Annotated in this window: 21 protein-coding genes; 6 read left to right on the top strand and 15 right to left on the bottom strand. The window is 59.3% G+C overall.

The window, feature by feature from the left end:
- From mraY to mraZ, 7 genes are read right to left on the bottom strand one after another with little or no spacing between them, the layout of a single operon-like run.
- On the bottom strand, positions 1-1083 hold the full coding sequence (mraY, locus tag ACJ8QI_RS16490) for a phospho-N-acetylmuramoyl-pentapeptide-transferase (protein ID WP_004932782.1): 1083 nt from the start codon (positions 1081-1083) through the stop codon (positions 1-3).
- Positions 1077-2438 (bottom strand): UDP-N-acetylmuramoyl-tripeptide--D-alanyl-D-alanine ligase, encoded by a 1362-nt coding sequence (murF, locus tag ACJ8QI_RS16485; RefSeq protein WP_442532828.1) that lies wholly within the window; start codon positions 2436-2438, stop codon positions 1077-1079. The genes mraY and murF overlap by 7 nt, the downstream gene beginning before the upstream one ends.
- On the bottom strand, positions 2435-3922 hold the full coding sequence (gene murE, locus ACJ8QI_RS16480) for a UDP-N-acetylmuramoyl-L-alanyl-D-glutamate--2,6-diaminopimelate ligase (RefSeq protein WP_401426945.1): 1488 nt from the start codon (positions 3920-3922) through the stop codon (positions 2435-2437). Before murE ends, murF begins: the two co-directional genes overlap by 4 nt.
- Positions 3909-5672 carry a peptidoglycan glycosyltransferase FtsI gene (locus tag ACJ8QI_RS16475; protein WP_019455066.1) on the bottom strand — a complete coding sequence of 588 codons (1764 nt, stop codon included), beginning with the start codon at positions 5670-5672 and terminating at the stop codon, positions 3909-3911. The genes murE and ACJ8QI_RS16475 overlap by 14 nt, the downstream gene beginning before the upstream one ends.
- Positions 5673-5714: 42 nt before the next feature.
- Positions 5715-6035 (bottom strand): cell division protein FtsL, encoded by a 321-nt coding sequence (gene ftsL, locus ACJ8QI_RS16470; RefSeq protein WP_033651674.1) that lies wholly within the window; start codon positions 6033-6035, stop codon positions 5715-5717.
- Entirely contained in the window at positions 6032-6973 is a 942-nt protein-coding gene (gene rsmH, locus ACJ8QI_RS16465; RefSeq protein WP_049200285.1) for a 16S rRNA (cytosine(1402)-N(4))-methyltransferase RsmH, read from the bottom strand. Before rsmH ends, ftsL begins: the two co-directional genes overlap by 4 nt.
- Before the next feature lie 2 nt (positions 6974-6975).
- Positions 6976-7434, bottom strand: a complete 459-nt coding sequence (gene mraZ, locus ACJ8QI_RS16460) for a division/cell wall cluster transcriptional repressor MraZ (protein WP_025159638.1) — start codon at positions 7432-7434, stop codon at positions 6976-6978.
- A gap of 863 nt (positions 7435-8297) precedes the next feature.
- On the opposite strand from mraZ, the gene ACJ8QI_RS16455 reads away from it, so the two are divergent.
- The gene (locus ACJ8QI_RS16455) at positions 8298-8738 is read left to right on the top strand and encodes an L-alanine exporter AlaE (protein ID WP_308344950.1); all 441 of its coding nucleotides are present in this window, start codon (positions 8298-8300) and stop codon (positions 8736-8738) included.
- Positions 8739-8775: 37 nt separating this feature from the next.
- On the opposite strand, the gene cra is transcribed toward ACJ8QI_RS16455, so the two are convergent.
- The 5 genes from cra to leuO form a co-directional block, all read right to left on the bottom strand.
- Positions 8776-9780: a catabolite repressor/activator gene (cra, locus tag ACJ8QI_RS16450; RefSeq protein ID WP_004932801.1), complete on the bottom strand. Its 1005-nt coding sequence runs from the start codon at positions 9778-9780 to the stop codon at positions 8776-8778.
- A 218-nt stretch (positions 9781-9998) separates the two neighbouring features.
- Positions 9999-10490: an acetolactate synthase small subunit gene (gene ilvN / locus ACJ8QI_RS16445; protein ID WP_004932806.1), complete on the bottom strand. Its 492-nt coding sequence runs from the start codon at positions 10488-10490 to the stop codon at positions 9999-10001.
- A gap of 2 nt (positions 10491-10492) precedes the next feature.
- Positions 10493-12211: an acetolactate synthase 3 large subunit gene (ilvI, locus tag ACJ8QI_RS16440; protein ID WP_442532827.1), complete on the bottom strand. Its 1719-nt coding sequence runs from the start codon at positions 12209-12211 to the stop codon at positions 10493-10495.
- 316 nt (positions 12212-12527) lie between these two features.
- On the bottom strand, positions 12528-14336 hold the full coding sequence (locus ACJ8QI_RS16435; protein WP_342168998.1) for an AMP-dependent synthetase/ligase: 1809 nt from the start codon (positions 14334-14336) through the stop codon (positions 12528-12530).
- 466 nt (positions 14337-14802) lie between these two features.
- Entirely contained in the window at positions 14803-15750 is a 948-nt protein-coding gene (gene leuO, locus ACJ8QI_RS16430) for a transcriptional regulator LeuO (protein ID WP_060440779.1), read from the bottom strand.
- 872 nt (positions 15751-16622) lie between these two features.
- Here leuO and leuA point away from each other — a divergent pair.
- Genes leuA through leuD form a run of 4 tightly spaced genes read left to right on the top strand, consistent with a single transcriptional unit; the run spans position 16623 to position 21305 of the window.
- Positions 16623-18197 (top strand): 2-isopropylmalate synthase, encoded by a 1575-nt coding sequence (gene leuA / locus ACJ8QI_RS16425; RefSeq protein ID WP_004932820.1) that lies wholly within the window; start codon positions 16623-16625, stop codon positions 18195-18197.
- Positions 18198-18199: 2 nt separating this feature from the next.
- Positions 18200-19291 carry a 3-isopropylmalate dehydrogenase gene (gene leuB, locus ACJ8QI_RS16420; protein WP_033649192.1) on the top strand — a complete coding sequence of 364 codons (1092 nt, stop codon included), beginning with the start codon at positions 18200-18202 and terminating at the stop codon, positions 19289-19291.
- Position 19292: 1 nt separating this feature from the next.
- Positions 19293-20693 (top strand): 3-isopropylmalate dehydratase large subunit, encoded by a 1401-nt coding sequence (gene leuC / locus ACJ8QI_RS16415; protein WP_084826856.1) that lies wholly within the window; start codon positions 19293-19295, stop codon positions 20691-20693.
- Positions 20694-20702: 9 nt separating this feature from the next.
- Positions 20703-21305, top strand: coding sequence for a 3-isopropylmalate dehydratase small subunit (gene leuD, locus ACJ8QI_RS16410; protein WP_060422456.1), 603 nt, complete (start codon positions 20703-20705; stop codon positions 21303-21305).
- A 37-nt stretch (positions 21306-21342) separates the two neighbouring features.
- Here leuD and ACJ8QI_RS16405 read toward each other — a convergent pair whose 3' ends face one another.
- The 3 genes from ACJ8QI_RS16405 to sgrT all read right to left on the bottom strand — a co-directional run bounded on the left by ACJ8QI_RS16405 (position 21343) and on the right by sgrT (position 24484).
- A complete protein-coding gene (locus ACJ8QI_RS16405) occupies positions 21343-22815 on the bottom strand; it encodes a DASS family sodium-coupled anion symporter (RefSeq protein ID WP_442532826.1) in 1473 nt (490 codons plus the stop codon).
- 144 nt (positions 22816-22959) lie between these two features.
- Positions 22960-24156, bottom strand: a complete 1197-nt coding sequence (locus ACJ8QI_RS16400) for an MFS transporter (protein WP_442532825.1) — start codon at positions 24154-24156, stop codon at positions 22960-22962.
- Between the two features lie 154 nt (positions 24157-24310).
- The gene (gene sgrT / locus ACJ8QI_RS16395) at positions 24311-24484 is read right to left on the bottom strand and encodes a glucose uptake inhibitor SgrT (protein WP_004932838.1); all 174 of its coding nucleotides are present in this window, start codon (positions 24482-24484) and stop codon (positions 24311-24313) included.
- A gap of 90 nt (positions 24485-24574) precedes the next feature.
- Here sgrT and sgrR point away from each other — a divergent pair, with 90 nt between their 5' ends.
- Positions 24575-26236 carry an HTH-type transcriptional regulator SgrR gene (gene sgrR, locus ACJ8QI_RS16390; protein ID WP_060440783.1) on the top strand — a complete coding sequence of 554 codons (1662 nt, stop codon included), beginning with the start codon at positions 24575-24577 and terminating at the stop codon, positions 26234-26236.
- The last annotated feature ends 3 nt before the right edge of the window (positions 26237-26239 follow it).

The raw sequence follows: 26239 nt of genomic DNA, 5'->3' as shown, positions 1-26239 counted from the left end.
TTAACGCACCTTCAGCGTTGCCAGGCCAATCAGCACCAGCATCAGCGAAATGATCCAGAAGCGCACGATAACGCGCGGCTCAGGCCAGCCTTTCAATTCATAGTGGTGGTGAATCGGCGCCATGCGGAAAATGCGTTGCCCGCGCAGCTTGAACGATCCCACCTGCAGGATCACCGACAGCGTCTCTACCACGAATACGCCGCCCATGATCACCAACAAGAACTCCTGACGCAGCAGCACCGCGATGGTGCCCAGCGCGCCGCCCAGCGCCAACGAACCGACGTCGCCCATAAACACCTGGGCCGGGTAAGTGTTGAACCACAGGAACCCGAGGCCGGCGCCGACGATGGCAGTACACACGATCACCAACTCACCGGCATGACGCAGATACGGAATATGCAGGTAGTTGGCGAAGTTCATGTTACCGGTCGCCCAGGCCACCAGCGCGAAGCCGGCCGCCACGAATACCGTCGGCATGATAGCCAGGCCGTCCAGGCCGTCGGTCAGGTTGACCGCGTTGCTGGTGCCGACGATCACGAAATAGGCCAGCAGGATGTACAGCAGGCCCAGCTGCGGCATCACGTCCTTAAAGAACGGCACAACCAGCTCGGTGGCTGGCGTGTCTTTTCCTACGGCGTACATGGCGAATGCGACAATCAGCGCAATCACCGACTGCCAGAAATACTTCCAGCGGGCGATCAGCCCTTTGGTGTCCTTACGCACCACCTTGCGGTAGTCGTCGACGAAGCCGACGATGCCGTAACCCACCAGCACGAACAGCACGCACCAGACATACGGGTTGGACGGGTAAGCCCACATCAGCACCGAAATGGTGATGGAGGTCAGGATCATGATGCCGCCCATGGTCGGCGTGCCGCGCTTGCTGAAGTGCGACTCGGGGCCGTCGTTACGCACCACCTGGCCGAAGGACATTTCTTGCAGGCGCTTGATCACCCGCGGGCCCATCCACAGCGACAGGAACAGTGCGGTCAGCAGGCTGACAATGGCTCGGAACGTCAGATAAGAAAAGACGTTGAAGCCTGAGTAATACTTGACCAAATGCTCGGCCAGCCAAACTAACATGGTGCTTTCTCCTGTAACGCGCGTACTACCTGCTCCATTGCGGCACTACGTGAACCTTTGATTAACACGGTAATGACCGCATGTTCCGACAGTAATTCCGCCACGCGCGCGATCACTGCTGTCTTGTCTTGATAATGTTCGCCGTTGTCGGACGCTTCGCTCAGCACGCGGCTCAAACCGCCGACGCTGATCACCTTGTCGACGCCGGCCAGACGGGCGGCTTCGCCCACCTGACGGTGGCACTCTTCCGCTTCCGCGCCCAGCTCGGCCATATCGCCGACCACCATCACGCGGTAGCCCGGCATCTCTGCCAGCACCTGCGCCGCCGCGATCATCGACCCGACGTTGGCGTTATAGCTGTCGTCCAGCAGCAGCTTGCCTTCGGCCAGCGCCACCGGGAACAGACGCCCCGGCACCGCCTGCAGCTGTTTCAGCCCCTGACGCACCGCTTCGAGGGTGGCGCCTACCGACGTCGCCAGCGCGGTCGCCGCCAGCGCATTGGCCACGTTGTGGCGCCCCGGCAGCGGCAGCGCGATCTCGGCGGTGCCGAACGGGCTGTGCAGCGTGAACTGCGTGCCTGCACCGTTCACCCGCACGTTATCCGCGAAGAAGTCCACGCCTGCGGCAGCCTGTGGCGAGAAGCGCCAGACGGTTTTGCCGCCCAGCATGCTCTGCCAGTGCGGCCAGTCGTTGTTATCGGCGTTGATGATCGCCACGCCGTCGGCCGGCAGGCCGGTAAAGATTTCACCTTTCGCCTGGGCGACGCCGGCCAGCGAGCCGAAGCCTTCCAGGTGCGCCGCCGCCAGGTTGTTCACCAAAGCGGTCTGCGGACGCGTCAATGCGGTGGTGTAAGCGATTTCGCCAATATGGTTAGCGCCCAGCTCTATCACGGCAAAATCATGCTGCGGTTCCAGACGCAACAGCGTCAGCGGCACGCCGATGTCGTTATTGAAGTTGCCGGCGGTATACAGCACTTCGCCGCATTCGCGCAGAATGGCGGCGGTCATTTCTTTCACCGAGGTCTTGCCCGAGGAACCGGTCAGCGCCACCACGCGCGCCGACACCTGCTGACGCACCCAGGCGCCAAGCTGCCCCAGCGCCAGACGGGTGTCTTGTACCACCAGCTGCGGCACGTCCACCAATAAGCGCTTACTGACCAGCAGCGCCCCGGCACCTGCGGCTACGGCATCCGCCGCAAAGTCGTGAGCGTCGAAACGCTCGCCTTTCAGCGCCACAAACAGGCAACCGGCGGTCACCTTGCGGGTGTCTGTCGTCACCTCGACAATTTGGCAATCGGCGCCGATCAATTCAGCGCCCAATACCTCAGCCAGTGTCTGAAGAGAGACAGGGATCATGCCAGCACCCCCAGCAGTCGGGCGACCGTCGTGCGGTCGGAGTAATCCAGGCGGCGGTTGCCCACCAGCTGATAATCTTCGTGGCCTTTGCCTGCCACCAACACCACATCCTGTTCTTGCGCCTGCATGATGGCGCTGGTCACCGCTTCGGCGCGGCCGTGGATCACCAACGCCTGCCCGGCGTCTAGCAATCCGGTCAGGATATCGTTGATAATCGCGCGCGGCTCTTCGGTACGCGGGTTGTCATCGGTGATCACCACGCGATCGGCGAACTGCTCGGCGATGCCGCCCATCAGCGGACGCTTGCCCTTGTCGCGATCGCCGCCGCAGCCGAACACGCACCACAGCTGCCCCTGGCAGTGCAGGCGCGCGGCTTCCAACGCTTTCTCCAGCGCATCCGGAGTGTGGGCGTAATCCACCACTACCGTCGGTTTGCCCGGCGCGTTAAACACTTCCATGCGGCCACAGACCGGCTGCAGGCGGCTGCCGGTTTCCACCAGCGCCTCCAGCGGATAGCCCAGCGACAGCAGCGTCGCCAAGGCCAGCAGCAGGTTGCTGACGTTGAAAGCGCCCATCAGGCGGCTTTCGATCTCGCCTTCGCCCCAGCTGGAGCTGAAACGAACGGTGGCGCCGTTGTCGTGATAATCGACCGCCGTGGTTTTCAGCCAGCGGCCGTGGCCGCCCGGCTGCAGGTTGCCCTGCATCGTCACCGCCACCGCATCCGGCAGCTTGCTCAGCCAGCGCAGACCGACTTCATCGTCGGCGTTGATGATCGCCTGCCCCACGCTGTGGGCGGCGAACAGCGACCATTTGGCCGCCTCGTAATTGGCCATGTCACCGTGGTAATCCAGGTGATCGCGGCTCAGGTTGGTGAAGACCGCCGCGGCGAACGGCAGCGCCGCCACCCGGTGTTGCACCAGACCGTGGGACGAGACTTCCATGGCGGCGAAGGTCGCGCCCTGTTCCGCCAAATCGTTTAATACGTGTTGAACATCCACCGCAGAACCGGTGGTATTCTCGGTCGGGCACACCTGGCCCAGCAGGCCGTTGCCGACGGTGCCCATCACCGCGCTGGTTTCGCCCAGCAGTTGGCTCCACTGCGCCAGCAGTTGGGTGGTGGTGGTTTTGCCGTTGGTACCGGTCACGCCGACCAGACGCAGACGCTCGCCCGGCTGGTGGTAAAAACGCCCGGCCAGCGCGGAAAGGCGCTGGTTCAGTTGGCTCAGGTAGATCACCGGCACGCCGTGCATTTCAATGATGGCGCCGTCTTCGGCCTGACCGTCAGCTTCGGCGATCACGGCGGAGACGCCCTGCGCGATGGCCTGCGGAATATAGCGGCGTCCATCCGTTTGATGGCCGACAACGGCGACAAACAGATCCCCGGCAGCCGCCACACGGCTGTCTAATGTCATTTCCCGCAGCGCGCGCCCGGGTGCCGTCGGCACCCACGGGGCGAGTAAGTCGCGCAAATTACGATCTGCCACCTGAACCCTCTTTCTTGTTAATCACTAATTCGCTTTTGTCACCGGTAGGCAACGCGTCAGGCTCGACGTTCATGGTGCGCAATACGCCGCCCATGATGGCACCGAACACCGGCGCGGAGATTGCGCCACCATAGTATTTCCCACCCTGCGGGTCGTTGATGACGACCACCAGGGCAAAACGGGGGTTACTTGCCGGCGCGACGCCGGCGGTATAAGCGATGTATCGGTTGACGTATTTGCCGTCCGGGCCCACTTTTTTCGCGGTACCGGTTTTGATGGCGATACGGTATCCCTTGATGGCGGCTTTCACGCCGCCGCCGCCCGGCAAGGCCACGCTTTCCATCATGTGCACCACGGTGCGCACCAGAGGTTCAGGGAAAACGCGTTCGCCGGCGACCGGAGGGTCAACCTTGGTGATCGACAATGGGCGATATACGCCCAGGCTGCCGATCGTTGCATAGACTCGCGCCAACTGTAACGGAGTTACCATCAGCCCGTAGCCGAAAGAGAAGGTGGCCCTCTCTATGTCAGACCACCGTTGTTTTTTTGGGTATATGCCACTGCTTTCTCCGACCAGCCCCAAATTGGTCGCTTTTCCCAGCCCAAAACGAGAGTAAGTATCTACTAACGCTGAGGACGGCATCGCTAACGCCAGCTTTGAAACACCGACGTTACTCGACTTCTGCAAGATCCCGGTCAATGACAGCTCCGAGTACCGCGCCACGTCTTTGATCTCGTGGCCCTGAATGCGGTACGGGATGGTGTTCAACACACTGTTTTCTCTCACCACGCCGTTTTGCAGCGCGGTCATCACCACCATCGGCTTCACGGTTGAACCGGGTTCAAAAATATCGGTGATAGCACGGTTACGCATGGTCTCTTTCGGCGTACCGGCCATGTTGTTCGGGTTGTAAGACGGGCTGTTGGCCATCGCCAGCACTTCGCCGGTGTTCACGTCGATCAGCACCGCAGTGCCCGACTCGGCCTTGTTGAACGCCACCGCGTTGTTCAGCTCGCGATACACCAGCGCCTGCAGGCGTTCATCGACGCTCAGCACCAGGTTGTGCGCCGCCTGGCTGTCTACGGAGGAAATATCTTCGATGACCCGGCCGAAGCGGTCCTTACGCACCGTTCTCTCGCCCGGTTGCCCGGTCAGCCAGCGGTCGAAGCTCTTCTCAACGCCTTCAATGCCTTGTCCGTCGATGTTGGTCACGCCGATGATGTGCGACGTCACCTGCCCCGCCGGGTAGTACCGGCGCGACTCCTGCCGCAGGTAGATCCCCGGCAGCTTGAGCTTGTGGATGTAGTCGCCGATCGCCGGGTTCACCTGGCGCGCCAGATAAACGAAGCGCCCTTTCGGGTTGGCGTTGATGCGGTTGGAGAGTTGGTCCAGCGGGATGTTCAGCGCATCAGAAAGCGCTTTCCAACGGCTGTCCAGCGTGATACCGCCGCGCTCGTTCAGCTCTTTCGGATCCGCCCACACCGCATTGACCGGCACGCTGACCGCCAACGGACGGCCGGCGCGATCGCTGATCATGCCGCGCGCGGTCGGCACTTCCTGCACGCGCAGCGAACGCATGTCGCCTTCTTTCACCAGACGATCGGGATTGATGACCTGCAGGTACGCGACGCGCAGCATCAGACCGACCATCGCCAGCAAAATACAGCCGCACAGCAACGCAAAACGCCAGCTGACAAAGCTGGCCTGATCTTCCTGGCGTCTCATCTTACCGGGGCGCGCTGCTTTCATGCGTTTCCTTTCTACTCCGTGTCATTATTCCGGTTAAACCATTCATTGTTTAACGATGATATTTTCCTGCGATGGATCAACGTGTTGCATCTGCAGTTTTTCTGTCGCGATACGTTCAACCCGGCTGTGATCGCCGAGGGCGTTCTCTTCTAAAATCAGGTTGCGCCACTCGATATCCAGCGCATCGCGCTCCAGAACCAGCTGTTCGCGCTCGGCGGTCAGCAGGCGGGTGCGGTGCGCGGTGGTCACCACGAAAATCGCGGAGACCAGTGACGCAATCAGTAAAATCATGGGGATCTTGGCGTTGCGCAGCAGGTCGCCGCCAATGACCCCGACCAAACCGTGACGTTCGTTGCCGATCACGCGGGCATCCTCTCAGCAATACGCAGCACCGAGCTGCGCGCACGCGGGTTGTCCGCCACTTCCGCTTCCGACGGCATCATTTTGCCCAGCGCTTTCAGCGTTCGCCCGCCCATGCTGCGCAGTTGCTCTTCGGTCAACGGAATGCCCGCCGGCACCTGAGCGCCGCGGCTATGGTGACGCATAAAGCGTTTGACGATGCGGTCTTCCAGCGAGTGGAAGCTAATGATCGACAAACGGCCCTGTGGGGCCAGCACTTCCAGCGCGCCGTCGAGCGCACGCTCGATCTCTTCCAGCTCGCTGTTGATATAGATACGAATCGCCTGGAAGCTGCGCGTCGCCGGATGTTTGTGCTTTTCACGGAACGGGCTGGCATCGGCAATCAGATCCGCCAACTCTTTGGTGCGCGTCATCGGCTCCACGCGGTTTCTTTCCACGATGGCGCGCGCGATGCGCTTGGCGAAACGCTCTTCGCCAAAGGTTTTCAGCACCCAGGCGATGTCGTCCGCCTCGGCCTTCATCAGCCATTCCGCGGCAGACAGGCCGGTGGACGGATCCATGCGCATGTCCAGCGGACCATCGCGCATAAAGGAGAATCCGCGCTCTGCGTCGTCAAGCTGCGGCGAAGAAACGCCCAGATCGAGCAGAACGCCGTCGATCTTGCCCACCAATTCACGTTCCCGCACGTAGTGCGACAACTCGGAGAATGGGCCGTGTACGATGGTAAAACGAGGATCTTCAATAGATTTGGCGGCTGCAATCGCCTGAGGGTCACGGTCAATCGCCAGCAAGCGCCCTTCCGGCCCCAGCTGGGACAGAATCAGACGAGAATGGCCACCGCGACCAAAAGTACCGTCGATATATATGCCGTTGCTGCGGATGTTGAGGCCGTTGACGGCTTCGTCCAGCAGGACGGTGGTGTGTTTATAGTTTTCCAACATGCTTATAGCGACAAGTCCTGTAGCCGCTCAGACAACGGTTCCTGAGTCGACTGTTCAGCGTCAATATCATCCTTGACTTGTTGATACCAGGTCTGTTCATCCCACAGTTCAAACTTGTTGAACTGACCGACCAGCATCACTTCTTTCGTGAGCCCGGCGTGTTGCCGCAGCGTATTGGCTAACAGCAAACGACCGGCACTATCCATCTGACACTCACTGGCATGCCCCAGCAGCAGGCGCTGAACGCGGCGCTCGGCGGGATTCATGCTCGACAGACGTGATAATTTTTGTTCAATAATTTCCCATTCGGGCAAAGGATAAAGCAGCAGGCAGGGCTGATGGAGGTCAATGGTACAGACCATTTGGCCTTGCGATTCCTCGTTGAGCAATTCCCGATATCGGGTAGGTACGGCAAGCCGCCCTTTGCTGTCGAGGTTGACCATCGTCGCTCCACGGAACATTCCTGAGCTACCCCTTAGTGACCGTTTTCACCACTTTACCCCACAAATTCCCACACAATGGAGTTTACGGAGGGTATGAAAACCTTGTCAAGCCAGAGCGCCAGCGCTTTGGCAATATTTCTCTGGTCATTTTGGGAGCTGACTCGCGAAAGAAACTCTGATTATTCGACGATTAAAAATTAACACCATGATAAACGGAGAGAATTTTCTAAGCGGAAAGAATCTGATTAAAAACCTGACGAACTGGCGATTAATTAACTCATTACTTCCTTCTGCAAGCCATGTCTCATTTTTCAGCTCGGCAATCTCAGTGCGGTAACCGCTGGCGAGCCGCGCCCGCCAAGGCTCGGCGTTGGGCGAACCGATCGCGGAATAAGGCCATAACTCCTTGAGTTAATAACGCTCAATCGTTATTCACCGTAAAACCGGGCGCTATTTTACTTCAATTTGCATGGCCGTGATGCGGCCGCGATAAAAATAAATGGTTCGGATATTACGAGCAGAAGTAATTTCGATTTAAATCAATTTGGTAAGATTATTCCCAAAATACCTGTTTACAATTATGGTTTCATTTTCTTACACCTTTATTTCCACAATTTTTGCCGGAAAAAATCCCCATTCGACGCCAAAAATCGCAACCGTATGTTTTTAATGAATTTATTTTAAATTGCCGATTTTAATCTCTCTACCCTCTCCTATCGCCCGGTTCTGCGGGACAAAAACCGAACAAATGTTAAAAATAAAAATATAAATCTATTTAAAAAACACAATGCAGATTAGTACACTATATAAAAAGCAAAAAAGCAGCTTTAACAGCCAACAATTAATAAATTAACAGAATTTTAACCAAAGGGAGATAACACATGCTTTCGCCCGCCGCTCACTGGCGTAGCGCCGCTGCCGATACGTTCGCACTGGTGGTGTACTGCTTTATCGCCGGCATGGCGATAGAAGTGTTGATCTCCGGCATGAGCTTCCAGCAATCCCTCTCTTCGCGCCTGCTGTCGATCCCGGTCAACATCCTGATCGCCTGGCCTTACGGTCACTATCGCGATCTGTTTATCCGCACGGCGCGCCGCTGTCCACGCGGCCAGTTCGTGCTGCGCAACCTCGCCGACCTGCTGGCCTACGTCAGCTTCCAATCGCCGGTTTATGCCGCCATTCTGTGGAGCGTAGGCGCCGACGGCCAACAAATGCTGGCGGCGGTCACCAGCAATGCGCTGGTCTCCATGGCGATGGGCGTGGTGTATGGCTATTTCCTGGAATATTGCCGGCGGCTGTTCCGGGTGGCGGGCTACGTCTAAACCAGGAGCCCGACATAGCGGGCTCCTGTAGAGCGGACTATTTGCGGCTCAGGCTGCCGCGGCGGAACAGATTGCGGCGGATACGCGTCAAACCCGGTTTGGGTTTACGCGGTTCGTCCAGGCTGGCCAACACCAGCTCCAGCACGCGTTCGGCTACGTCACGATGGCGCTGAGCCACCGCGAGCACCGGACACTCGAGGAAATCCAACAGTTCATGGTCGCCGAAGGTGGCAATCGCCAGATCGGTCGGCAAACGGCCACGTTGCTTCAGCGTCACGTCCATCACGCCCTGCAACAACGAGAACGAGGTGGTGAACAGCGCCTGCGGCATCGGGTGCGTTTTCAGCCATTCGGCAAACAGCGCGCCGGCGGCTTCACGTTCATAGCTGTTGGCGTACAGATAATCGACGTGGCGGGGATCCTCTTGCCAGGCCTGACGGAAGCCCTGCTCACGCAGGAAGCTCACCGAAAGCTCCGGCAAGGCGCCCAGATACAGCACCGATTCAGCCGGGAAGGTGCGCAGCTCCTGCGCCAGCGCAAAGGCGTCTTCCTGATCGGCCCCGACGACGCTGATGAAATGCTCGCGATCCAGCGCGCGGTCCAGCGCGATGATCGGCAGCGGATCGTTGGCCCAGCGTTGATAGAAAGGATGCTCCGGCGGCAAGGCGGTGGAGACGATGATGGCGTCCACCTGGCGCTGCAGCAGGTGCTCGATACAGCGCATTTCGTTGTCCGGTTGATCTTCGGAACAGGCGATCAGCAATTGGTAACCACGCTGGCGCGCCTGGCGTTCCAGGTAGTTGGCGATGCGGGTATAGCTGGTATTTTCCAGATCCGGGATCACCAGACCGATAGAACGGGTGCGCCCGGCGCGCAGCCCCGCCGCGACGGCATTCGGGTGATAGTTATGCTCCCTGACCACGGCCATCACTTTCTCGACGGTTTTATCGCTGACACGATACTGCTTCGCCTTGCCGTTGATGACGTAACTGGCCGTCGTGCGCGAAACGCCCGCGAGACGCGCGATTTCATCCAGTTTCACATTAACCCCTTAATGACGCTGAAAATAGAAGTGAAGGCTGTGCTCGGATTAACCATGACATCCCGTACGGTTATTCAATCCAGCCTCTGCGATCTAACAGCAGAAAACACTGCCTAGCAACCGCTTTTGCCGAAAGGTGCCAGCAATCGGGCAAAAAATACCGAAAAACAAAGGGCGCAGCCACGCCGCGCCCCCGATTATTCGCCGCCAGACCGCGCTCAGCGCATGATTTTGTCGCCGCGCGACACGCCAACCACGCCGGAACGGGCCACTTCCACGATCTCCGCCACTTCACGCACCGCGCTCAGGAAGGCGTCGAGCTTGTCGCTGGTGCCGGCCAGCTGTACCGTGTACAGCGTCGCCGTCACATCGACGATCTGGCCGCGGAAAATGTCGGCGCAGCGCTTCACCTCTTCACGGCCGTAGCCGCTGGCCTGCAGCTTCACCAGCATGATCTCGCGCTCGACGTGGGCGCCCTGCACCAGCTCGCTGACGCGCAGCACATCCACCAGCTTGTGCAGCTGTTTCTCAATCTGCTCCAGCACTTTCTCGTCGCCGACGGTCTGGATAGTCATGCGCGACAGCGTCGGATCGTCGGTCGGTGCCACCGTCAGGCTCTCGATGTTATAACCGCGCTGGGAAAACAGCCCGACCACGCGCGACAAAGCGCCGGATTCGTTTTCCAGCAAGACAGATAAAATACGGCGCATGATCAGGTCCTCTCCGTTTTGCTAAGCCACATTTCGTCCATGCTTCCACCGCGGATCTGCATCGGGTAAACATGTTCGGTTTCATCGACGGTCACGTCGACGAACACCAGCCGCTCTTTTTCCGCCAGCGCCTGCGCCAGCTTGCTTTCCAGCTCATCCGGCGCGCGGATGGCGATACCGACATGGCCGTAAGCCTCGGCCAGCTTGACGAAGTCCGGCAGAGAATCCATGTAGGACTGCGAGTGACGGCCGGAATAAATCATGTCCTGCCACTGCTTCACCATGCCCAGATAGCGGTTGTTGAGGTTCACCACCACCACCGGCAGGTTATATTGCAGCGCGGTGGACAGCTCCTGAATGTTCATCTGAATGCTGCCGTCGCCGGTCACGCACACCACGGTTTCCTCAGGCAGCGCCAGCTTGACGCCCAATGCCGCCGGCAAACCGAAGCCCATGGTGCCGAGGCCACCGGAGTTGATCCAGCGGCGCGGTTTGTCGAACGGATAATAGAGCGCGGCGAACATCTGGTGCTGGCCCACGTCCGAGGTGACATAGGCGTCGCCTTTAGTCAGGCGGTGCAGGGTTTCGATCACCGCCTGCGGTTTGATGGTGCCGCTGTGCTTGTCGTAACCCAGACAGTCGCGCGCACGCCACTGCTCGATAGACTGCCACCAATCACGCAGCGCGTCGTGATCCTGCGCTTTCTCGTCCTGCGCCAGCAGCTCCAGCATCTGAACCAACACCTGCCTGGCATCGCCGACGATCGGAATATCGGCGTCCACCGTTTTGGAGATCGAAGTCGGATCGATATCGATGTGCAGCACGGTGGCGTCCGGGCAGTATTTAGCGAGGTTATTGGTGGTGCGATCATCGAAGCGCACGCCGACGGCGAAGATCACGTCGGCATGGTGCATGGTTTTGTTGGCTTCATAGGTGCCGTGCATGCCGAGCATGCCGACGCTCTGGCGATGGGTGCCGGGGAAAGCGCCCAATCCCATCAGGCTGCTGGTCACCGGCAGGTTCAGCTGCTCCGCCAACGCCAACAGTTCTGCCTCGCAACCGGCGTTGATCGCGCCGCCGCCGACGTACATCACCGGCTTTTTGGCCGCCAGAATGGTTTGCAACGCGCGTTTGATCTGCCCGCGGTGGCCCTGCACCGTCGGGTTATAAGAACGCATGCTCACGTCCTGCGGGTAGGCATAAGGCATCCGCACCGCCGGGCCGACGATATCTTTCGGCAGATCGATCACCACCGGGCCGGGGCGGCCGCTGGAAGCCAGGTAGAACGCCTTCTTCAACACCGCCGGGATGTCTTCAGTGCGTTTTACCAGGAAGCTGTGCTTCACCACCGGGCGAGAAATCCCCACCATATCGCACTCCTGGAAGGCGTCGTAGCCGATCAGCGAGCTGGGCACCTGCCCCGACAGCACCACCATCGGGATCGAGTCCATGTAGGCGGTGGCGATGCCGGTAATGGCGTTGGTGGCGCCGGGGCCGGAGGTCACCAGCACCACGCCCACTTCACCGGTGGCGCGCGCGTAGCCGTCGGCCATGTGCACCGCCCCCTGCTCGTGGCGCACCAGAATATGATCGATCCCTCCTACCGTATGCAGGGCGTCGTAGATATCGAGCACCGCCCCGCCGGGGTAGCCGAATACATGCTTAACGCCCTGGTCGATCAACGATCGGACGACCATCTCGGCTCCTGACAACATCTCCATGGGTTTGCCTCCAGGCTTGCTTATTCTTCTCTGGCGCCGGAACGTAGCGCCTGCTGCGGGGCAATGCCCCAAAGTTTTTATGGGTTGTCGCTATCGAATTAACATAACGTCAGAATATGGGGCAGGCAAACGGCAAAATGGCTTAACGGTAGCGGGGTTATTGCCAAGCAGCTGGAGATCGCGGCTTTATAAAAACAATGCGCTAGCCTCGAGGTTGTCAGGCTAGGCATTGTTTCGAACAGGGGGGAAATTACAGAACTAAATCAGGTGAAAGATATGCCGCTTTTTTGGCCGGGTGCATGGCCCGGCGGCGGCGTCAGGCCTGTTCCTGGTACATCGAGTCGATTTCACGCCGATAGCGCTGCAGGATCACTTTACGGCGCAGCTTCAGCGTTGGCGTCAACTCCCCCAGCTCCATCGAAAAGGCCGCCGGCAGCAGCGTGAACTTCTTCACCTGTTCGAAGCGCGCCAGCTCCTTTTGCATCTCGCGCAGGCGCTTTTCGAACATCTCGAGGATTTCGCCGTTGCGCAGCAGTTCCAGGCGATCCTGGTATTTCAGGTTCACTGACTTCGCGTACTCTTCCAACGACTCAAAGCACGGCACGATCAGCGCGGAAACGAATTTACGCGCATCGGCGATGATCGCCACCTGCTCGATAAAGCGATCCTGCGCCAGCGTGCCTTCCAGCATCTGCGGCGCGATATATTTGCCGCCGGAGGTTTTCATCAAATCCTTCAGGCGTTCGGTGATGAACAGGTTGCCCTCTTCATCGATCGCCCCGGCGTCGCCGGTTTTCAGCCAGCCGTCCTCGGTAAAGGTCGCGGCGGTTTCCAAAGGTTTGTTGAAATAGCCGCGCATCACGATCGGCCCGCGCACCTGGATTTCATTTTCCTCGCCAATGCGCACCTCGACCTCCGGCAGCGGTTTGCCGATGGAGCCGAAGCGGAAATGCCCCTCTTCCCAGCAGGAGACGGTCGCACAGGTTTCGGTCATGCCGTAACCGTACTTGATGTTGACGCCCATCGCCTGGAAAAACAGGATCACATTGTCGTCCAGCTTGGCGCCCGCCGCCGGCAAAAAGCGCACCCGGCCGCCGAGGATACCGCGCAGCTTGCTCAACACCAGCTTATCGGCCCAGCGGTGGGTGAAGTCGAACACTTTGCCCAACGGTTTGCCGGCACGCTCCTGCAGGAATTTGCGCTCGCCGCAGACGATCGCCCAGTGGAACAACGCACGGCGCAGCCAAGGGGCGCGCGCCACTTTTTCGTGCACCGCGCTGAAAATCTTCTCGTAGAAACGCGGCACCGCACACATCAGCGTCGGGCGGACCTGCCCCATCGCTTCCCGCACCCAGTCGGTGTTCGGCAGGAAAACGTTCTGCGCGCCGGAATGCATCACAAAGAAGCTCCAGGCCCGCTCAAAAACGTGCGACAGCGGCAGGAAGCTGAGCGACACATCTTCTTCGCCGACCGTCAGCCTTTCATCATGCAGGTAGAGCTGCGCCGCCAGGTTGCGGTAGTCCAGCATCACCCCTTTCGGCTCGCCGGTAGTGCCCGAGGTATAGATCAGGGTGAAGAGATCCTGCAGGTCGCACTCTTCAATACGCTGCTGGCGTTGAGCGGCAAAAGCCGCCGGATCGGCAGCGCGCTCGAAGGCGCTCAGATGCTGTGCGATCTCGCAGCCGCGCAGATCGGCCCCCTCGTCGAAGACAACAATATGGCGCAGCTGCGGGCAGACGCCGCGCAGCGCGATGGCGGCGTCAAGCTGCGCCTGCTCGCCGACGAACAGTATACGGATGTCGGCGTCGTTGGTGACGAACGCCGCCTGTGCCGGCGTGTTGGTGGAATAAAGCGGAACGCTGATGCCGCGCAGGTGAAGGATAGCGAGATCGGTCAACGCCCAGGCCATCGTGTTATTGGCGAAAATACCGATGCGTTCTTGTACTTCGACGCCCAGCCCCAGCAGCCCGGCGGCAATGCGGTCAATACGAGTGGCGGCCTCTCCCCAGGTCAGCTGCAACTCGCCGTTGGGCGACCATTGGCGAAAAGCTGTGCGATCGGCTCGGTGGATGATTTGATGCTGTATACGATGGATCAAATGGTATTGCAGCAGATTAGTGATCATAGTGCTCTAAGCCTGAAATGAATCAAACAGTTAAGCCGGAACGACGCCTTACGGCCCTCATCTCAGCTTACACGTGTTTACTTTTTTCTGCGCAGTCTACCTAGTCTCAGACAGGGGGAAAAGCGATTTCAGCGTAGAAGTGTGAGCCAAAACTCAGTCCGGCTTCCGCACTTTCATTGGTTGGACAAAACGGGGAGGAAAAGGTTTACTGATGGCAATAAAACGCGGCCCATCCGGGCCGCCACATCGAGTTAGTTTAAAATACCAGCCGGAAAGTAAAAATCAGAATATTAATTTATATTAATTATTTTTGCTGAACGAACAAACTCACTCTGAAAATAAGTTATTTTATCGCCGTAAAACCAAGAAACATCTTAATAAAAACACAGATAGTTCTTAGTTTTTATCATGAGAAAAAAACGCTCAGTTGAATATTATCTTTATGTGGCTCCCATTCTTTATCGCTTTACTTTGGGTTACCTGCCTCAATCAGGACGGATTTCATCCACTGGTGGCCTTTATCCCGCTCGGAGGATTCATGCCAGGAGAGATAGCAGGTGGCTTTATTCTCGTTGCCACATAAAGGAACCGCCTTTATTTTCAACGCTTCCGTCTGCTGTCGCACCAACCAAGCGGGCGCAATCGCCACCATTTCCGTTTGCGACACCATATTCAACACGCTGTAGAGATCCGTGCACTGTTGCGTCACGGCGCGCAGCATCGGCTCCTCTAAATAAAAAGGTTTACTGAACGATCCAAAACTCTCCAGGGAAACCGCAGCGTGCTGCTCGGCCAGCATGTGCTCCGGCGTCACTTCCTCGCCTATTCTCGGATGCGCCTGCGCAACCGCCAGCACTAATTCGTCGTCGAACATCGCCAGGCTGCGAAACTCCGCCGATTCGAAACGGCTGTAGCCGATGACAAACTCGACGTCCTGATAACGCAATTGATGCTCAATATTATTGTTGATGTACGACTTTATTTGCAGGTTAAGCTGCGGCGCGATCTGTTTGACGTGATTGATTATCCCGGCGCCCAGACGCAAATCGAGCGGGCTGCACAGCGACAGGGAGAACGCTCGCGTGCTGGTCAGCGGTTCGAACTCGGCGCCCGGCAACTCATTTTGCACCAGCTGCAGCGCTTGCCGCACCGGCCCAAAAAGCTGCCTGGCCCGCATGGTGGGCTGGATCCCGCGCCCGCAACGCACGAAAAGCTCATCGTTGAACATCACCTTCAGGCGCGCCACCGCGTTGCTCACCGCCGGCTGCGACATCCCTAACGAATTAGCGGCTCGCGTAATATTTTGCATTTGCATCACGGCGTCAAACACCGTCAGCAAATTAAGATCGACGCTGCGCAAATGAATCTCCGCCGGCTCTTTGACCATGGCGATTTCTGAATCATATTCAGCCATATTTCACTCCACTAAATCCTGTGTAGATAATCTAATCCTTGTGCTCGACAAACAATGAAACGCCGCATTGTCTTATCTTTGCACGACAAATCCTGCCATTACCGCCATCAGCCGATAAAAAACCTCGTGTTATCGTCACGATATAAGTCGTATGTGGAATACATGTCAGCAGCTTCTCCCGTCAGCGGGAAGAATGCCACCTGGGTGGTACTAATAATTAGGTATCAACAATGATTAAGACAATTAAACAACCTAACCGCACAGTATGAGACAAACTATAGAAACACATCATAAGCAATCAAACCATCTAAAAACACCGCTCACTTTGTGTAAAAACGCATTATTTTGTTATATTATGACTAAAACAATCAATTAATCATATGAATTTAATTTAAATCATTTGTATTAAAAATGTTATTTTATTGCCCCCCGTGATTAATTCCTCTTATTTTTTCATCACAAATCTTAACGCAACGAAATCCAGAAGCAATTAGCGCAGTATATATTCGATTCGTTTATGCTAAGCAGCACGCAAACTGGCCCCGTTTTTTCTCTAGGGCGTCGCTTTTTTGCCGCATGATCCTCTGTTCGGCCGATTCGCCGATGCATTGTCCCCGCATTCAATCAGGTGTTGACATCGCCAGGGCAATCACGTATCAAATTAGGCAGACACCCCATTTAAGAGAAGCTGAACCCTTATGATCCGTACTCACCGTCTACTAGGCCTACTACTTAACGCATCTTGTTTGCGCGGTATGCCTGTGGGCGAAGTTCGGAGCTGACTCAGCCGATCACCCATAAGAAACCCGCGCTACTGCGCGGGTTTTTTTTTGCCCGCTTAGCGTGAAATCAACACGATAAGGAATGCACCGATGAGCCAACAAGTCATTATTTTCGATACCACGCTGCGTGATGGCGAACAGGCATTGCAGGCCAGCCTGAGCGTAAAAGAGAAGATTCAGATTGCGCTGGCGCTGGAGAGAATGGGCGTCGACGTGATGGAGGTCGGCTTCCCGGTCTCTTCGCCGGGCGACTTCGAATCGGTGCAAACCATCGCGCGCCAGATCAAGAACAGCCGCGTCTGCGGCCTGGCCCGCTGCGTAGACAAAGACATCGACGTGGCCGCAGAAGCGTTGCGCGTCGCCGAAGCGTTCCGCATCCACGTGTTCCTGGCCACCTCGACCCTGCACATTGAATCGAAGCTGAAACGCTCGTTCGACGAAGTGTTGGAGATGGCGGTGCGCTCGGTCAAACGTGCCCGCAACTACACCGACGACGTAGAGTTCTCCTGTGAAGACGCCGGCCGCACACCGATCGACAATCTGTGCCGCGTGGTCGAAGCCGCCATCAATGCCGGTGCCACCACCATCAATATCCCGGACACCGTCGGCTACACCACGCCGAACCAGTTCGGCGGCATCATCACCACCTTGTATGACCGCGTGCCGAACATCGACAAAGCCATCATCTCCGTGCACTGCCACGACGATTTGGGCATGGCGGTCGGCAACTCCATCGCCGCGGTACAGGCCGGCGCCCGTCAGGTGGAAGGCACCCTGAACGGCATCGGTGAACGCGCCGGCAACTGTTCGCTGGAAGAGGTGATCATGGCGATTAAAGTGCGCCAGGACATCATGAACGTGCACACCAACATCAATCATCAGGAAATTTTCCGCACCAGCCAGATCGTCAGCCAGCTGTGCAACATGCCGATCCCGGCCAACAAGGCGATCGTCGGCTCCAACGCCTTCGCCCACTCCTCCGGCATTCACCAGGACGGCGTGCTGAAGAACCGCGAAAACTACGAAATCATGACCCCGCAGTCGATCGGCCTGAAGGACGTGCAGTTGAACCTGACTTCCCGCTCCGGCCGTGCGGCGGTGAAACACCGCATGGAAGAGATGGGCTACCAGGAGCAGGACTACAACCTGGATACCCTGTACGCCGCCTTCCTGAAGCTGGCCGACAAAAAAGGCCAGGTGTTCGACTATGACCTGGAGGCGCTGGCCTTCATCAATAAACAGCAGGAAGAGCCGGAGCACTTCAGCCTGGGCTACTTCAGCGTGCAGTCCGGCAGCAGCATCATGGCTACCGCCTCGGTGAAACTGATCTGCGGCGGCGAAGAGAAAGCCGAGGCCGCCACCGGCAATGGCCCGGTCGATGCGGTTTATCAGGCAATCAACCGCATCACCGACTACCCGATCGAGCTGGTGAAATACCAGCTGACCGCCAAGGGCCATGGCCGCGACGCGCTGGGCCAGGTGGATATCGTGGTCTCATACAACGGCCGCCGCTTCCACGGCGTAGGTCTGGCGACCGACATCGTCGAATCCTCCGCCAAGGCGATGGTGCACGTGTTGAACAATATTTGGCGCTCACAGCAGGTAGAAAAAGAAAAGCAGCGCCTGCAGCAAAACAAACATCAAAATAATCAGGAAACGGTGTGAACATGACGAAGACTTATCACATTGCCGTCTTGCCCGGAGACGGCATCGGCCCGGAAGTAATGGCTCAGGCGCGCAAAGTGTTGGACGCGGTGCGTCAACGCTTTGACATTCGCATCACCACCGCCGAGTACGACGTCGGCGGCATCGCCATCGATCGCCACGGCAGCCCGCTGCCGCCGGCGACCGTCGCCGGCTGCGAGCAGGCCGACGCCATCCTGTTCGGATCGGTAGGCGGCCCGAAATGGGAACACCTGCCGCCGGCCGAGCAGCCGGAACGCGGCGCGCTGTTGCCGCTGCGCAAGCACTTCAAGCTGTTCAGCAACCTGCGCCCGGCACGCCTGTATCAAGGGCTGGAGGCATTCTGCCCGCTGCGCGCCGACATCGCCGCCCGCGGCTTCGACATTCTGTGCGTGCGCGAACTGACCGGCGGCATCTACTTCGGCCAGCCGAAGGGCCGCGAAGGCCAGGGCATGCAGGAGCGCGCTTTCGATACCGAGGTGTATCACCGTTTCGAGATTGAACGCATCGCACGCATCGCCTTCGAATCCGCCCGCAAGCGCCGCCACAAGGTGACGTCGATCGACAAGGCCAACGTGCTGCAGAGTTCTATCCTGTGGCGTGAGGTGGTCAATCAGGTCGCCAAGGATTACCCGGACGTGTCGCTGTCGCACATGTATATCGACAACGCCACCATGCAGCTGATCAAGGATCCGTCCCAGTTCGACGTGCTGCTGTGCTCCAATCTGTTCGGCGACATCCTGTCCGACGAATGCGCGATGATCACCGGCTCGATGGGTATGTTGCCGTCCGCCAGCCTGAACGAGCAAGGCTTCGGCCTGTACGAACCGGCGGGCGGTTCCGCGCCGGATATCGCCGGCAAAGGCATCGCCAACCCGATTGCGCAGATCCTGTCCGCCACCCTGCTGCTGCGTTACAGCCTGGGCGCCGATGAAGCGGCCGACGCCGTGGAGCGCGCCATCAACCAGGCGTTGGAACAGGGCTACCGCACCGCCGATCTGGCCGGTGACGGCAAAGCCGTCAGCACCGATGAAATGGGCGACATCATCGCTCGCTTTGTAGCTCAGGGGGCATAACATGGCCAAGACCTTATACCAGAAGCTGTACGACGCCCACGTGGTGCACGAAGCGCCGAACGAAACGCCGTTGCTGTATATCGACCGTCACCTGGTGCACGAAGTCACTTCGCCGCAGGCGTTCGACGGCCTGCGCGCCATGGGCCGCAAGGTGCGCCAACCCGGCAAAACCTTCGCCACCATGGACCACAACGTGTCGACCCAGACCAAAGACATCAACGCCAGCGGCGAAATGGCGCGCATCCAGATGCAGGAGCTGATCAAGAACTGCGCGGAATTCGGCGTTTCGCTGTATGACCTGAACCACCCGTTCCAGGGCATCGTACACGTGATCGGGCCTGAGCAAGGCATGACGCTGCCGGGCATGACCATCGTCTGCGGCGACTCGCACACCGCCACCCACGGCGCTTTCGGCTCGCTGGCGTTCGGCATCGGCACCTCCGAGGTGGAACACGTGCTGGCGACCCAGACCCTGAAGCAGGGCCGCGCCAAGACCATGAAGATTGAAGTCACCGGCGACGCCGCCGTGGGCATCACCGCCAAAGACATCGTGCTGGCGGTGATCGGCAAAACCGGCAGCGCCGGCGGCACCGGCCACGTGGTGGAGTTCTGCGGCAAGGCAATCGAAGCGTTGAGCATGGAAGGCCGCATGACCCTGTGCAACATGGCGATCGAAATGGGCGCCAAGGCCGGGTTGGTCGCACCGGACGACACCACCTTCGCCTACCTGAAAGGGCGCCAGTTCGCACCAACCGGCGAAAACTGGGAGCAGGCGGTCGCCTATTGGCGCACGCTGAAGTCCGATGCCGACGCCCAATTCGATACCGTGGTGACGCTGCACGCCGAAGAGATCGCGCCGCAGGTCACCTGGGGCACCAACCCCGGCCAGGTGATCGCCGTCAATCAGGCGATCCCGGCGCCGGAATCGTTCAGCGATCCGGTCGAGCGCGCCTCTGCGGAAAAAGCCTTGGCCTACATGGATTTGAAACCGGGCATCAAATTGACCGACGTGCCGATCGATAAAGTGTTCATCGGCTCCTGCACCAACTCACGCATCGAAGATCTGCGCGCGGCGGCGGCGATCGCCAAGGGGCGCAAGGTCGCCAGCGGCGTGCAGGCCATCGTGGTGCCGGGCTCCGGCCCGGTGAAGGCCCAGGCGGAAGCCGAAGGGTTGGACAAAATCTTTATCGAAGCCGGTTTCGAATGGCGTTTACCGGGTTGTTCGATGTGCCTGGCGATGAACAACGACCGCCTGAATCCGGGCGAGCGCTGCGCATCCACCAGCAACCGTAACTTCGAAGGGCGTCAGGGCCGCGGTGGGCGTACCCACCTGGTCAGCCCGGCGATGGCCGCCGCGGCCGCCGTCGCCGGTCACTTCGCCGACATCCGTGATATTCACTAAGGGGCTAACGTGGCTAAATTTACTCAACATACCGGCTTAGTGGTGCCTTTGGATGCGGCCAACGTCGACACCGACGCCATTATTCCCAAGCAGTTTTTGCAGAAGGTGACCCGTACCGGCTTCGGCCAGCACCTGTTCAACGATTGGCGCTTCCTCGACGACGCCGGCCAACAGCCGAACCCGGAGTTCGTGCTGAATAAACCGCGCTATAAAGGCGCGAGCATCCTGCTGGCGCGCGAGAACTTCGGCTGCGGTTCCTCGCGCGAACACGCGCCCTGGGCGCTGACCGATTACGGGTTCAAAGTGGTGATCGCGCCGAGCTTCGCCGATATCTTCTACGGCAACTCGTTCAATAACCAGCTGTTGCCGGTGACGCTGAGCGAGCAGCAGGTGGATGAGCTGTTCAACCTGGTCGGCGCTAACGAGGGGACGGAGTTCGTGGTGGATCTGGAGAACCAGACGGTCAACGCCGGCGGAAAAAGCTATCCGTTCGAAATCGACAGCTTCCGCCGCCACTGCATGATCAACGGGCTGGACAGCATCGGCCTGACGCTGCAGCACGAAGCGGACATCTCCCGCTACGAAGCGCAGCAGCCGGCGTTTCTGAATTAATCCCCTTCACCCGCCGCCCGGCGGGTGAATTTTTTCCTCACCAGTAGCCCAGCAGCTTCCACCACGCCCCACCGATCAGCATCCAAATCAGCAGGTTAACCACGCTCATCACCAGCCCCGCTTTCCACCATTCCCCCAGCGTCACGTAGCCGGAGCCGAAGATGATCGGCGCGGTGCCGGTGCCGTAATGCGTCAGCGACATCATCAGCGAGGAAGAGAACGCCAGGATCAGGCCCAGCAGCGCCGGTGGCGCGCCGAGCGCGATGCCGGCGGCGAAGAAGGCGGCGAACATCGCCGTCACGTGCGCGGTGGTGCTGGCGAAGAAATAGTGAGAATACAAATAGATGAGAGTCAGCAAGATCGTGCCGCCCACCCAGCTCATGCCCATATGGTCGATGCCGTTGCCCACGGTTTGCGACAGCCAGCTAATCAGCCCCAGCTTGCCGAGGAAGCTGGCCATCATCACCAGCGCCGAGAACCACACCACGGTGTCCCAGGCACCTTTATGCTTGAGCACATCCTCCCAACTCAGCACGCCGGTGGCCAACAGCACCGCCAGGCCGATCAGCGCCGCGGTGGTGGGATTGACCGCCAGCGCCGGGCCGAAGATCATCGCCGGGATGCCGGCCCACAGCACCAACAGCAGCGCGAACACCCCGAGGGTGATTTTCTCCGGCAGCGTCACTGGCCCCAGCGCCTGCAGTTTTTCGCGCGCGAAGCGCGGCGCGTCCGGGGTACTTTTGACCTCCGGCGGATACAGCAGATAGATGACCAACGGCATCACGATCAGCGAGCACAGCCCCGGCACCAGCGCGGCGACTGCCCACATCGACCAGGACAGTTCGAAGCTGCCGTGGGTGCCTTTGGCAATCAGGCTGACGATCAGCGGGTTAGGCGCGGTGGCGGTGATAAACATCGCCGAAGTGACCGGGTTGATGTTGTAATTCACCAGCGACAGATAGCGGCCGATCTTACCGGAGGTATTGAGCTCGGGTTTGGAACCGAAGCTGTCGGCGATCGACTTCATGATCGGATGAATGATCCCCCCGCCGCGTGCGGTGTTGCTCGGCGTCACCGGCGCCAGCGTGGTTTCCGCCAGCGTCAGCGCATAGGCGATACCCAGCGTTTTTTTGCCGAACAGCGAAATGAAGTAGTAGCCGATGCGCGCGCCCAGCCCGGTTTTGTTCAGGCTGAGGGAGATCATGATCGAAAAACCGATCAGCCAGATCAGCTGGTTGGAAAAGCCGCTGAGCGCGTCGTCCAGCGCGGCGCCCGGCTTGCCGGGGTTGGTGACGCCGGTCACCGCCACCAGGGCGATGGCAATCACCGAGACCGCGCCGATCGGCATCGCCTTGCCGATGATGGCGATGATGGTGCCGATAAACAGCGCCAGCAGCTGCCAGGCGTTGGGTGCAACGCCCTCCGGCACGGGAATGAGTAACCAGATAATCAGCGTGGCGGCGAGGGCGCACAGGGAAGGAAGCGGTTTGAGCGGTGTGAGTTTATCCATAACGTTCCCACTGTTCTAAACAACAAGGCGGCGTCTCAATAGCGAGACGGGCGTGGGCGCAACGATCGCGCTCCATATGCCTTCAGCTTGGGCGTCCGTTTCAGCCTTCTCAATGACTTGTATCAAGAATGCCGCCGTTTGACCTCACACTTCACGCACTTTGGCGCTCATCCAGAGCGCCGCCAGCGCCAACAGCGCCGCCATCCAATACACCGAGCCATGACCGAAGTTCTCCACCAGCGCCCCCTGCAGCACCCCGGCCAGGATCACCCCGGTCGAGATACTGTTGGTGAACAGCGTGGTGGCGGCGCCCGGTCGGCCCGGCATCAAATCTTGAAAATAGAGCATGCCGATACCGGCGACGATGCCGATAAACACCGCATTGAGCAGCTGCAGCGCTATCAGGGCCGGCTTGGCCGCCAGCACTATCAGCCCGAGATAAAACAGCACGCCCGCCGCCACCGCCAGCAGCATCATGTTGCGCTTGCCGAAGCGTTTGACGTAATAGCCGGCCAGCAGCATTGCCGGGATCTCCAGCCCGGCGGCGGTGCCCATCAGCACCCCGGCCAGCCCTTCCGGCAGGCCGAGATCGGCGGTGATATACAGCGGCATGTCGATGATGTACAGGGTGTTGCAGGTCCACATCAGCATTGAGGCGATGAATAGCCAGCGCACGTCGCGATTGCGCCAGGCACTGGCGGGCGCAATCGGCGCGGAAGCGCCTTCCCGCACCCCTTCGCCATCCGCCGCGCGCGGCACCGAAGGCAGCATGAATCCTACCAGCAGCACGCAGACCGCGAAGGTGGCGGCGGCGATCAGGAACATCACGGTAAAGCCGTAGTTCAGCGCCAACGCAAACGACAGCGGCGGGCCGATCACCCAGGCCAGCGAAAGCTGGGCGCGCATCACCGAGCTGAACATCACGACTTCACGCGCCTCGCTGTCGGCGTATTCCCGCGCCAACGCGAAGATCTGCGGCATGGCGGTGTTGGCGATCGCCGCCATCAATACTCCGGCGGTGATCAGCGTCAGGTAATCGCGGTTAAAGGCGAACAGCAGGCAGTTGCCGACCGCCATCAGGCAGCACAGCAGGATCAGTCTGCGCCGGTCGCCGCGGGTGTCAGAACGTTTGGCCAGCAGGAAGCTGACCACGATGCCGGCCACGGCGTTAGCGGTGTAAAACAGGCCGACCCACAGCGGCCGCACCTTGACCTCGGTGGTCAAAAACAGGCTGAGCGTCGGCGTCAGCAACGCGCCGGCGATGCCGGAGAGAAAAGCGATCAGCAGGAATGCGGCAAAGATGGGGTTGATGCGCAGTGACAACCGGCTCAGGCGTTGCATATCGTCTTCCCTGACCTTAAAGCAGAAGAATGAACCTTAGGCCACGACGAGAAAAATGCAAGCATATCGCCATGACCACGCATAAAAAAACCAGTGGGTCGCCCCACTGGCTGGTGAAACAGCACCATTACTCAGAAACTTGTTGCCGCCGCCCTTACAGGTGCTCGCGATACTGCTTATCGGTCATCTCTTTGATATCCCACTGGGTCAGGTGCGCCAGCATCGCCAGCCGCGCCTGTTCGGGCACCACGCTCAGCCAGTCGGCGCGCTGGCGGCGCACCGCGCTGAAATAGCGTTGATAGAACTGTCTGGATAAGAAAGCTTTCATGATTACGCCCTCCCCTTTCATTGATGAAAATTATCGGCGTAATATAGGGAAAGAAAAATTGACGAGTTGAGGCAGGAGTGTTCCTCTTTTATGTCTACGTCCCGATTGCAGCAGCAGTTCATCCGTCTGTGGCAACGTTGCCACGGTGAAACGACCGACACCACGCTGCAGGCGCTAGCGGAGGTGCTGAGCTGTTCGCGGCGCCACGTGCGCTCCCTGCTGAGCGCCATGCAGCGGGAGGGTTGGCTCACCTGGCAGGCGGAGTCGGGGCGCGGCAAGCGTTCGCGGTTAACCTTCCACTACACCGGCCTGGCGCTGCAGCAACAGCGGGCCGAGGAGCTGCTGGAACAGGACCGCATCGATCAGTTGGTGCAGCTGGTGGGCGACAAAAACGTGGTGCGCCAGATGCTGCTGTCGCAGCTGGGGCGCAGCTTCCGCCAGGGGAAACACATCCTGCGGGTGCTCTACTACCGGCAGCTGTACAACCTGCTGCCCGGCTCGGCGCTGCGGCGTTCGGAGACCCATTTGGCGCGCCAGATCTTCAACGGCCTGACGCGCATAAATGAGGAAAACGGGGAACTCGAGTCCGATCTGTCTCACCATTGGCAGGCGCTGACGCCGCTGCACTGGCGGTTTTACCTGCGCCCGGCGATCCATTTTCATCATGGCCGCGAGCTGGAAATGGCGGACGTCATCACTTCCCTTTCGCGACTGACCTCGCAACCGCTGTTCTCGCACATCGAGAGCGTCACCTCGCCGACGCCGTTCGTTATCGACGTGCAGCTGCGCAGCCCCGACCACTGGTTGCCCTGGCTGCTGGGCAGCGTGCAGGCCATGATCCTGCCGCGCGAATGGCGTGAACTGCCGGATTTCGCCCGCCATCCGGTCGGCACCGGCCCCTACCGCATGGTGCGCAACCATCCCAGCCAGATGAAGATCCACGCCTTCGACGACTATTTTGGCTACCGGGCGCTGATCGACGAGGTGAACATCTGGGTGCTGCCGGAGTTTTCAGAAGAGCTGGTGCACTCCGGCGTGCAGCTGCAGGGCGATGAAACCGGCAACAGCGAGCTGGAAAGCCGGCTGGAAGAGGGTTGCTATTTCCTGCTGTTCGATCAGCGTTCTCCGCTGGCCGCCGACCCCGCCATTCGCAGTTGGCTGTGCGAATTGATCAACCCCATTTCGCTGTTGAGCCACGCCGGGCCGCTCTACCAGCGCTATTGGTCGCCGGCGTACGGCCTGCTTCCGCGCTGGCACCACAACCGCACGCTGGCGCAGCAGCCCAAGCCCGCGGGCCTGACCGAACTGACGATGACCCACTTCAATGAACATTCGGAGTTTCACGCCATTCGCCAGGCGATCGAACCGCTACTGGCGCAGCACGGCATCCGCCTGATCGTGCAAAGCGTGGATTACGCCACCTGGCACCAGGGCGACGCGCGCAGCGATCTGTGGCTCGGCAGCGCCAACTTCTATCTGCCGCTGGAGTTTTCGCTGTTCGCCACGCTGTACGAACTGCCGCTGATGCAGCATTGCATGAACGAAGATCTGGCGCAGGACGCAGCGCTGTGGCGCGCCAACCGTTTGCCGTTGGCCGAGTTCTGCCAGCGTCTGGTCAGCAACCACCAGCTGCACCCGCTGTTCCACCACTGGCTGCAGCTGCACGGCCAGCGCAGCATGCGCGGCGTGCGGATGAACACCCTCGGCTGGTTCGACTTCAAGTCCGCCTGGTTTGCCCCGCCGGAGGCATAAGCG

Origin of the sequence: Serratia sp. CY84636 (genome assembly GCF_052166245.1) — a bacterium.
Classification (GTDB): Bacteria; Pseudomonadota; Gammaproteobacteria; order Enterobacterales; family Enterobacteriaceae; genus Serratia; species Serratia nevei.
This window is presented reverse-complemented; position numbering and strand designations above follow the sequence as displayed.

Bases quoted from the DNA above. Each gene is read 5' to 3' on its own strand.
- mraY (WP_004932782.1), bottom strand. From the start codon at position 1,083: ATGTTAGTTTGGCTGGCCGAGCATTTGGTCAAGTATTACTCAGGCTTC.
- murF (WP_442532828.1), bottom strand. From the start codon at position 2,438: ATGATCCCTGTCTCTCTTCAGACACTGGCTGAGGTATTGGGCGCTGAA.
- ACJ8QI_RS16475 (WP_019455066.1), bottom strand. From the start codon at position 5,672: ATGAAAGCAGCGCGCCCCGGTAAGATGAGACGCCAGGAAGATCAGGCC.
- rsmH (WP_049200285.1), bottom strand. From the start codon at position 6,973: ATGTTGGAAAACTATAAACACACCACCGTCCTGCTGGACGAAGCCGTC.
- mraZ (WP_025159638.1), bottom strand. From the start codon at position 7,434: ATGTTCCGTGGAGCGACGATGGTCAACCTCGACAGCAAAGGGCGGCTT.
- ACJ8QI_RS16455 (WP_308344950.1), top strand. From the start codon at position 8,298: ATGCTTTCGCCCGCCGCTCACTGGCGTAGCGCCGCTGCCGATACGTTC.
- ilvN (WP_004932806.1), bottom strand. From the start codon at position 10,490: ATGCGCCGTATTTTATCTGTCTTGCTGGAAAACGAATCCGGCGCTTTG.
- ilvI (WP_442532827.1), bottom strand. From the start codon at position 12,211: ATGGAGATGTTGTCAGGAGCCGAGATGGTCGTCCGATCGTTGATCGAC.
- ACJ8QI_RS16435 (WP_342168998.1), bottom strand. From the start codon at position 14,336: ATGATCACTAATCTGCTGCAATACCATTTGATCCATCGTATACAGCAT.
- leuO (WP_060440779.1), bottom strand. From the start codon at position 15,750: ATGGCTGAATATGATTCAGAAATCGCCATGGTCAAAGAGCCGGCGGAG.
- leuA (WP_004932820.1), top strand. From the start codon at position 16,623: ATGAGCCAACAAGTCATTATTTTCGATACCACGCTGCGTGATGGCGAA.
- leuB (WP_033649192.1), top strand. From the start codon at position 18,200: ATGACGAAGACTTATCACATTGCCGTCTTGCCCGGAGACGGCATCGGC.
- leuC (WP_084826856.1), top strand. From the start codon at position 19,293: ATGGCCAAGACCTTATACCAGAAGCTGTACGACGCCCACGTGGTGCAC.
- ACJ8QI_RS16405 (WP_442532826.1), bottom strand. From the start codon at position 22,815: ATGGATAAACTCACACCGCTCAAACCGCTTCCTTCCCTGTGCGCCCTC.
- ACJ8QI_RS16400 (WP_442532825.1), bottom strand. From the start codon at position 24,156: ATGCAACGCCTGAGCCGGTTGTCACTGCGCATCAACCCCATCTTTGCC.
- sgrT (WP_004932838.1), bottom strand. From the start codon at position 24,484: ATGAAAGCTTTCTTATCCAGACAGTTCTATCAACGCTATTTCAGCGCG.
- sgrR (WP_060440783.1), top strand. From the start codon at position 24,575: ATGTCTACGTCCCGATTGCAGCAGCAGTTCATCCGTCTGTGGCAACGT.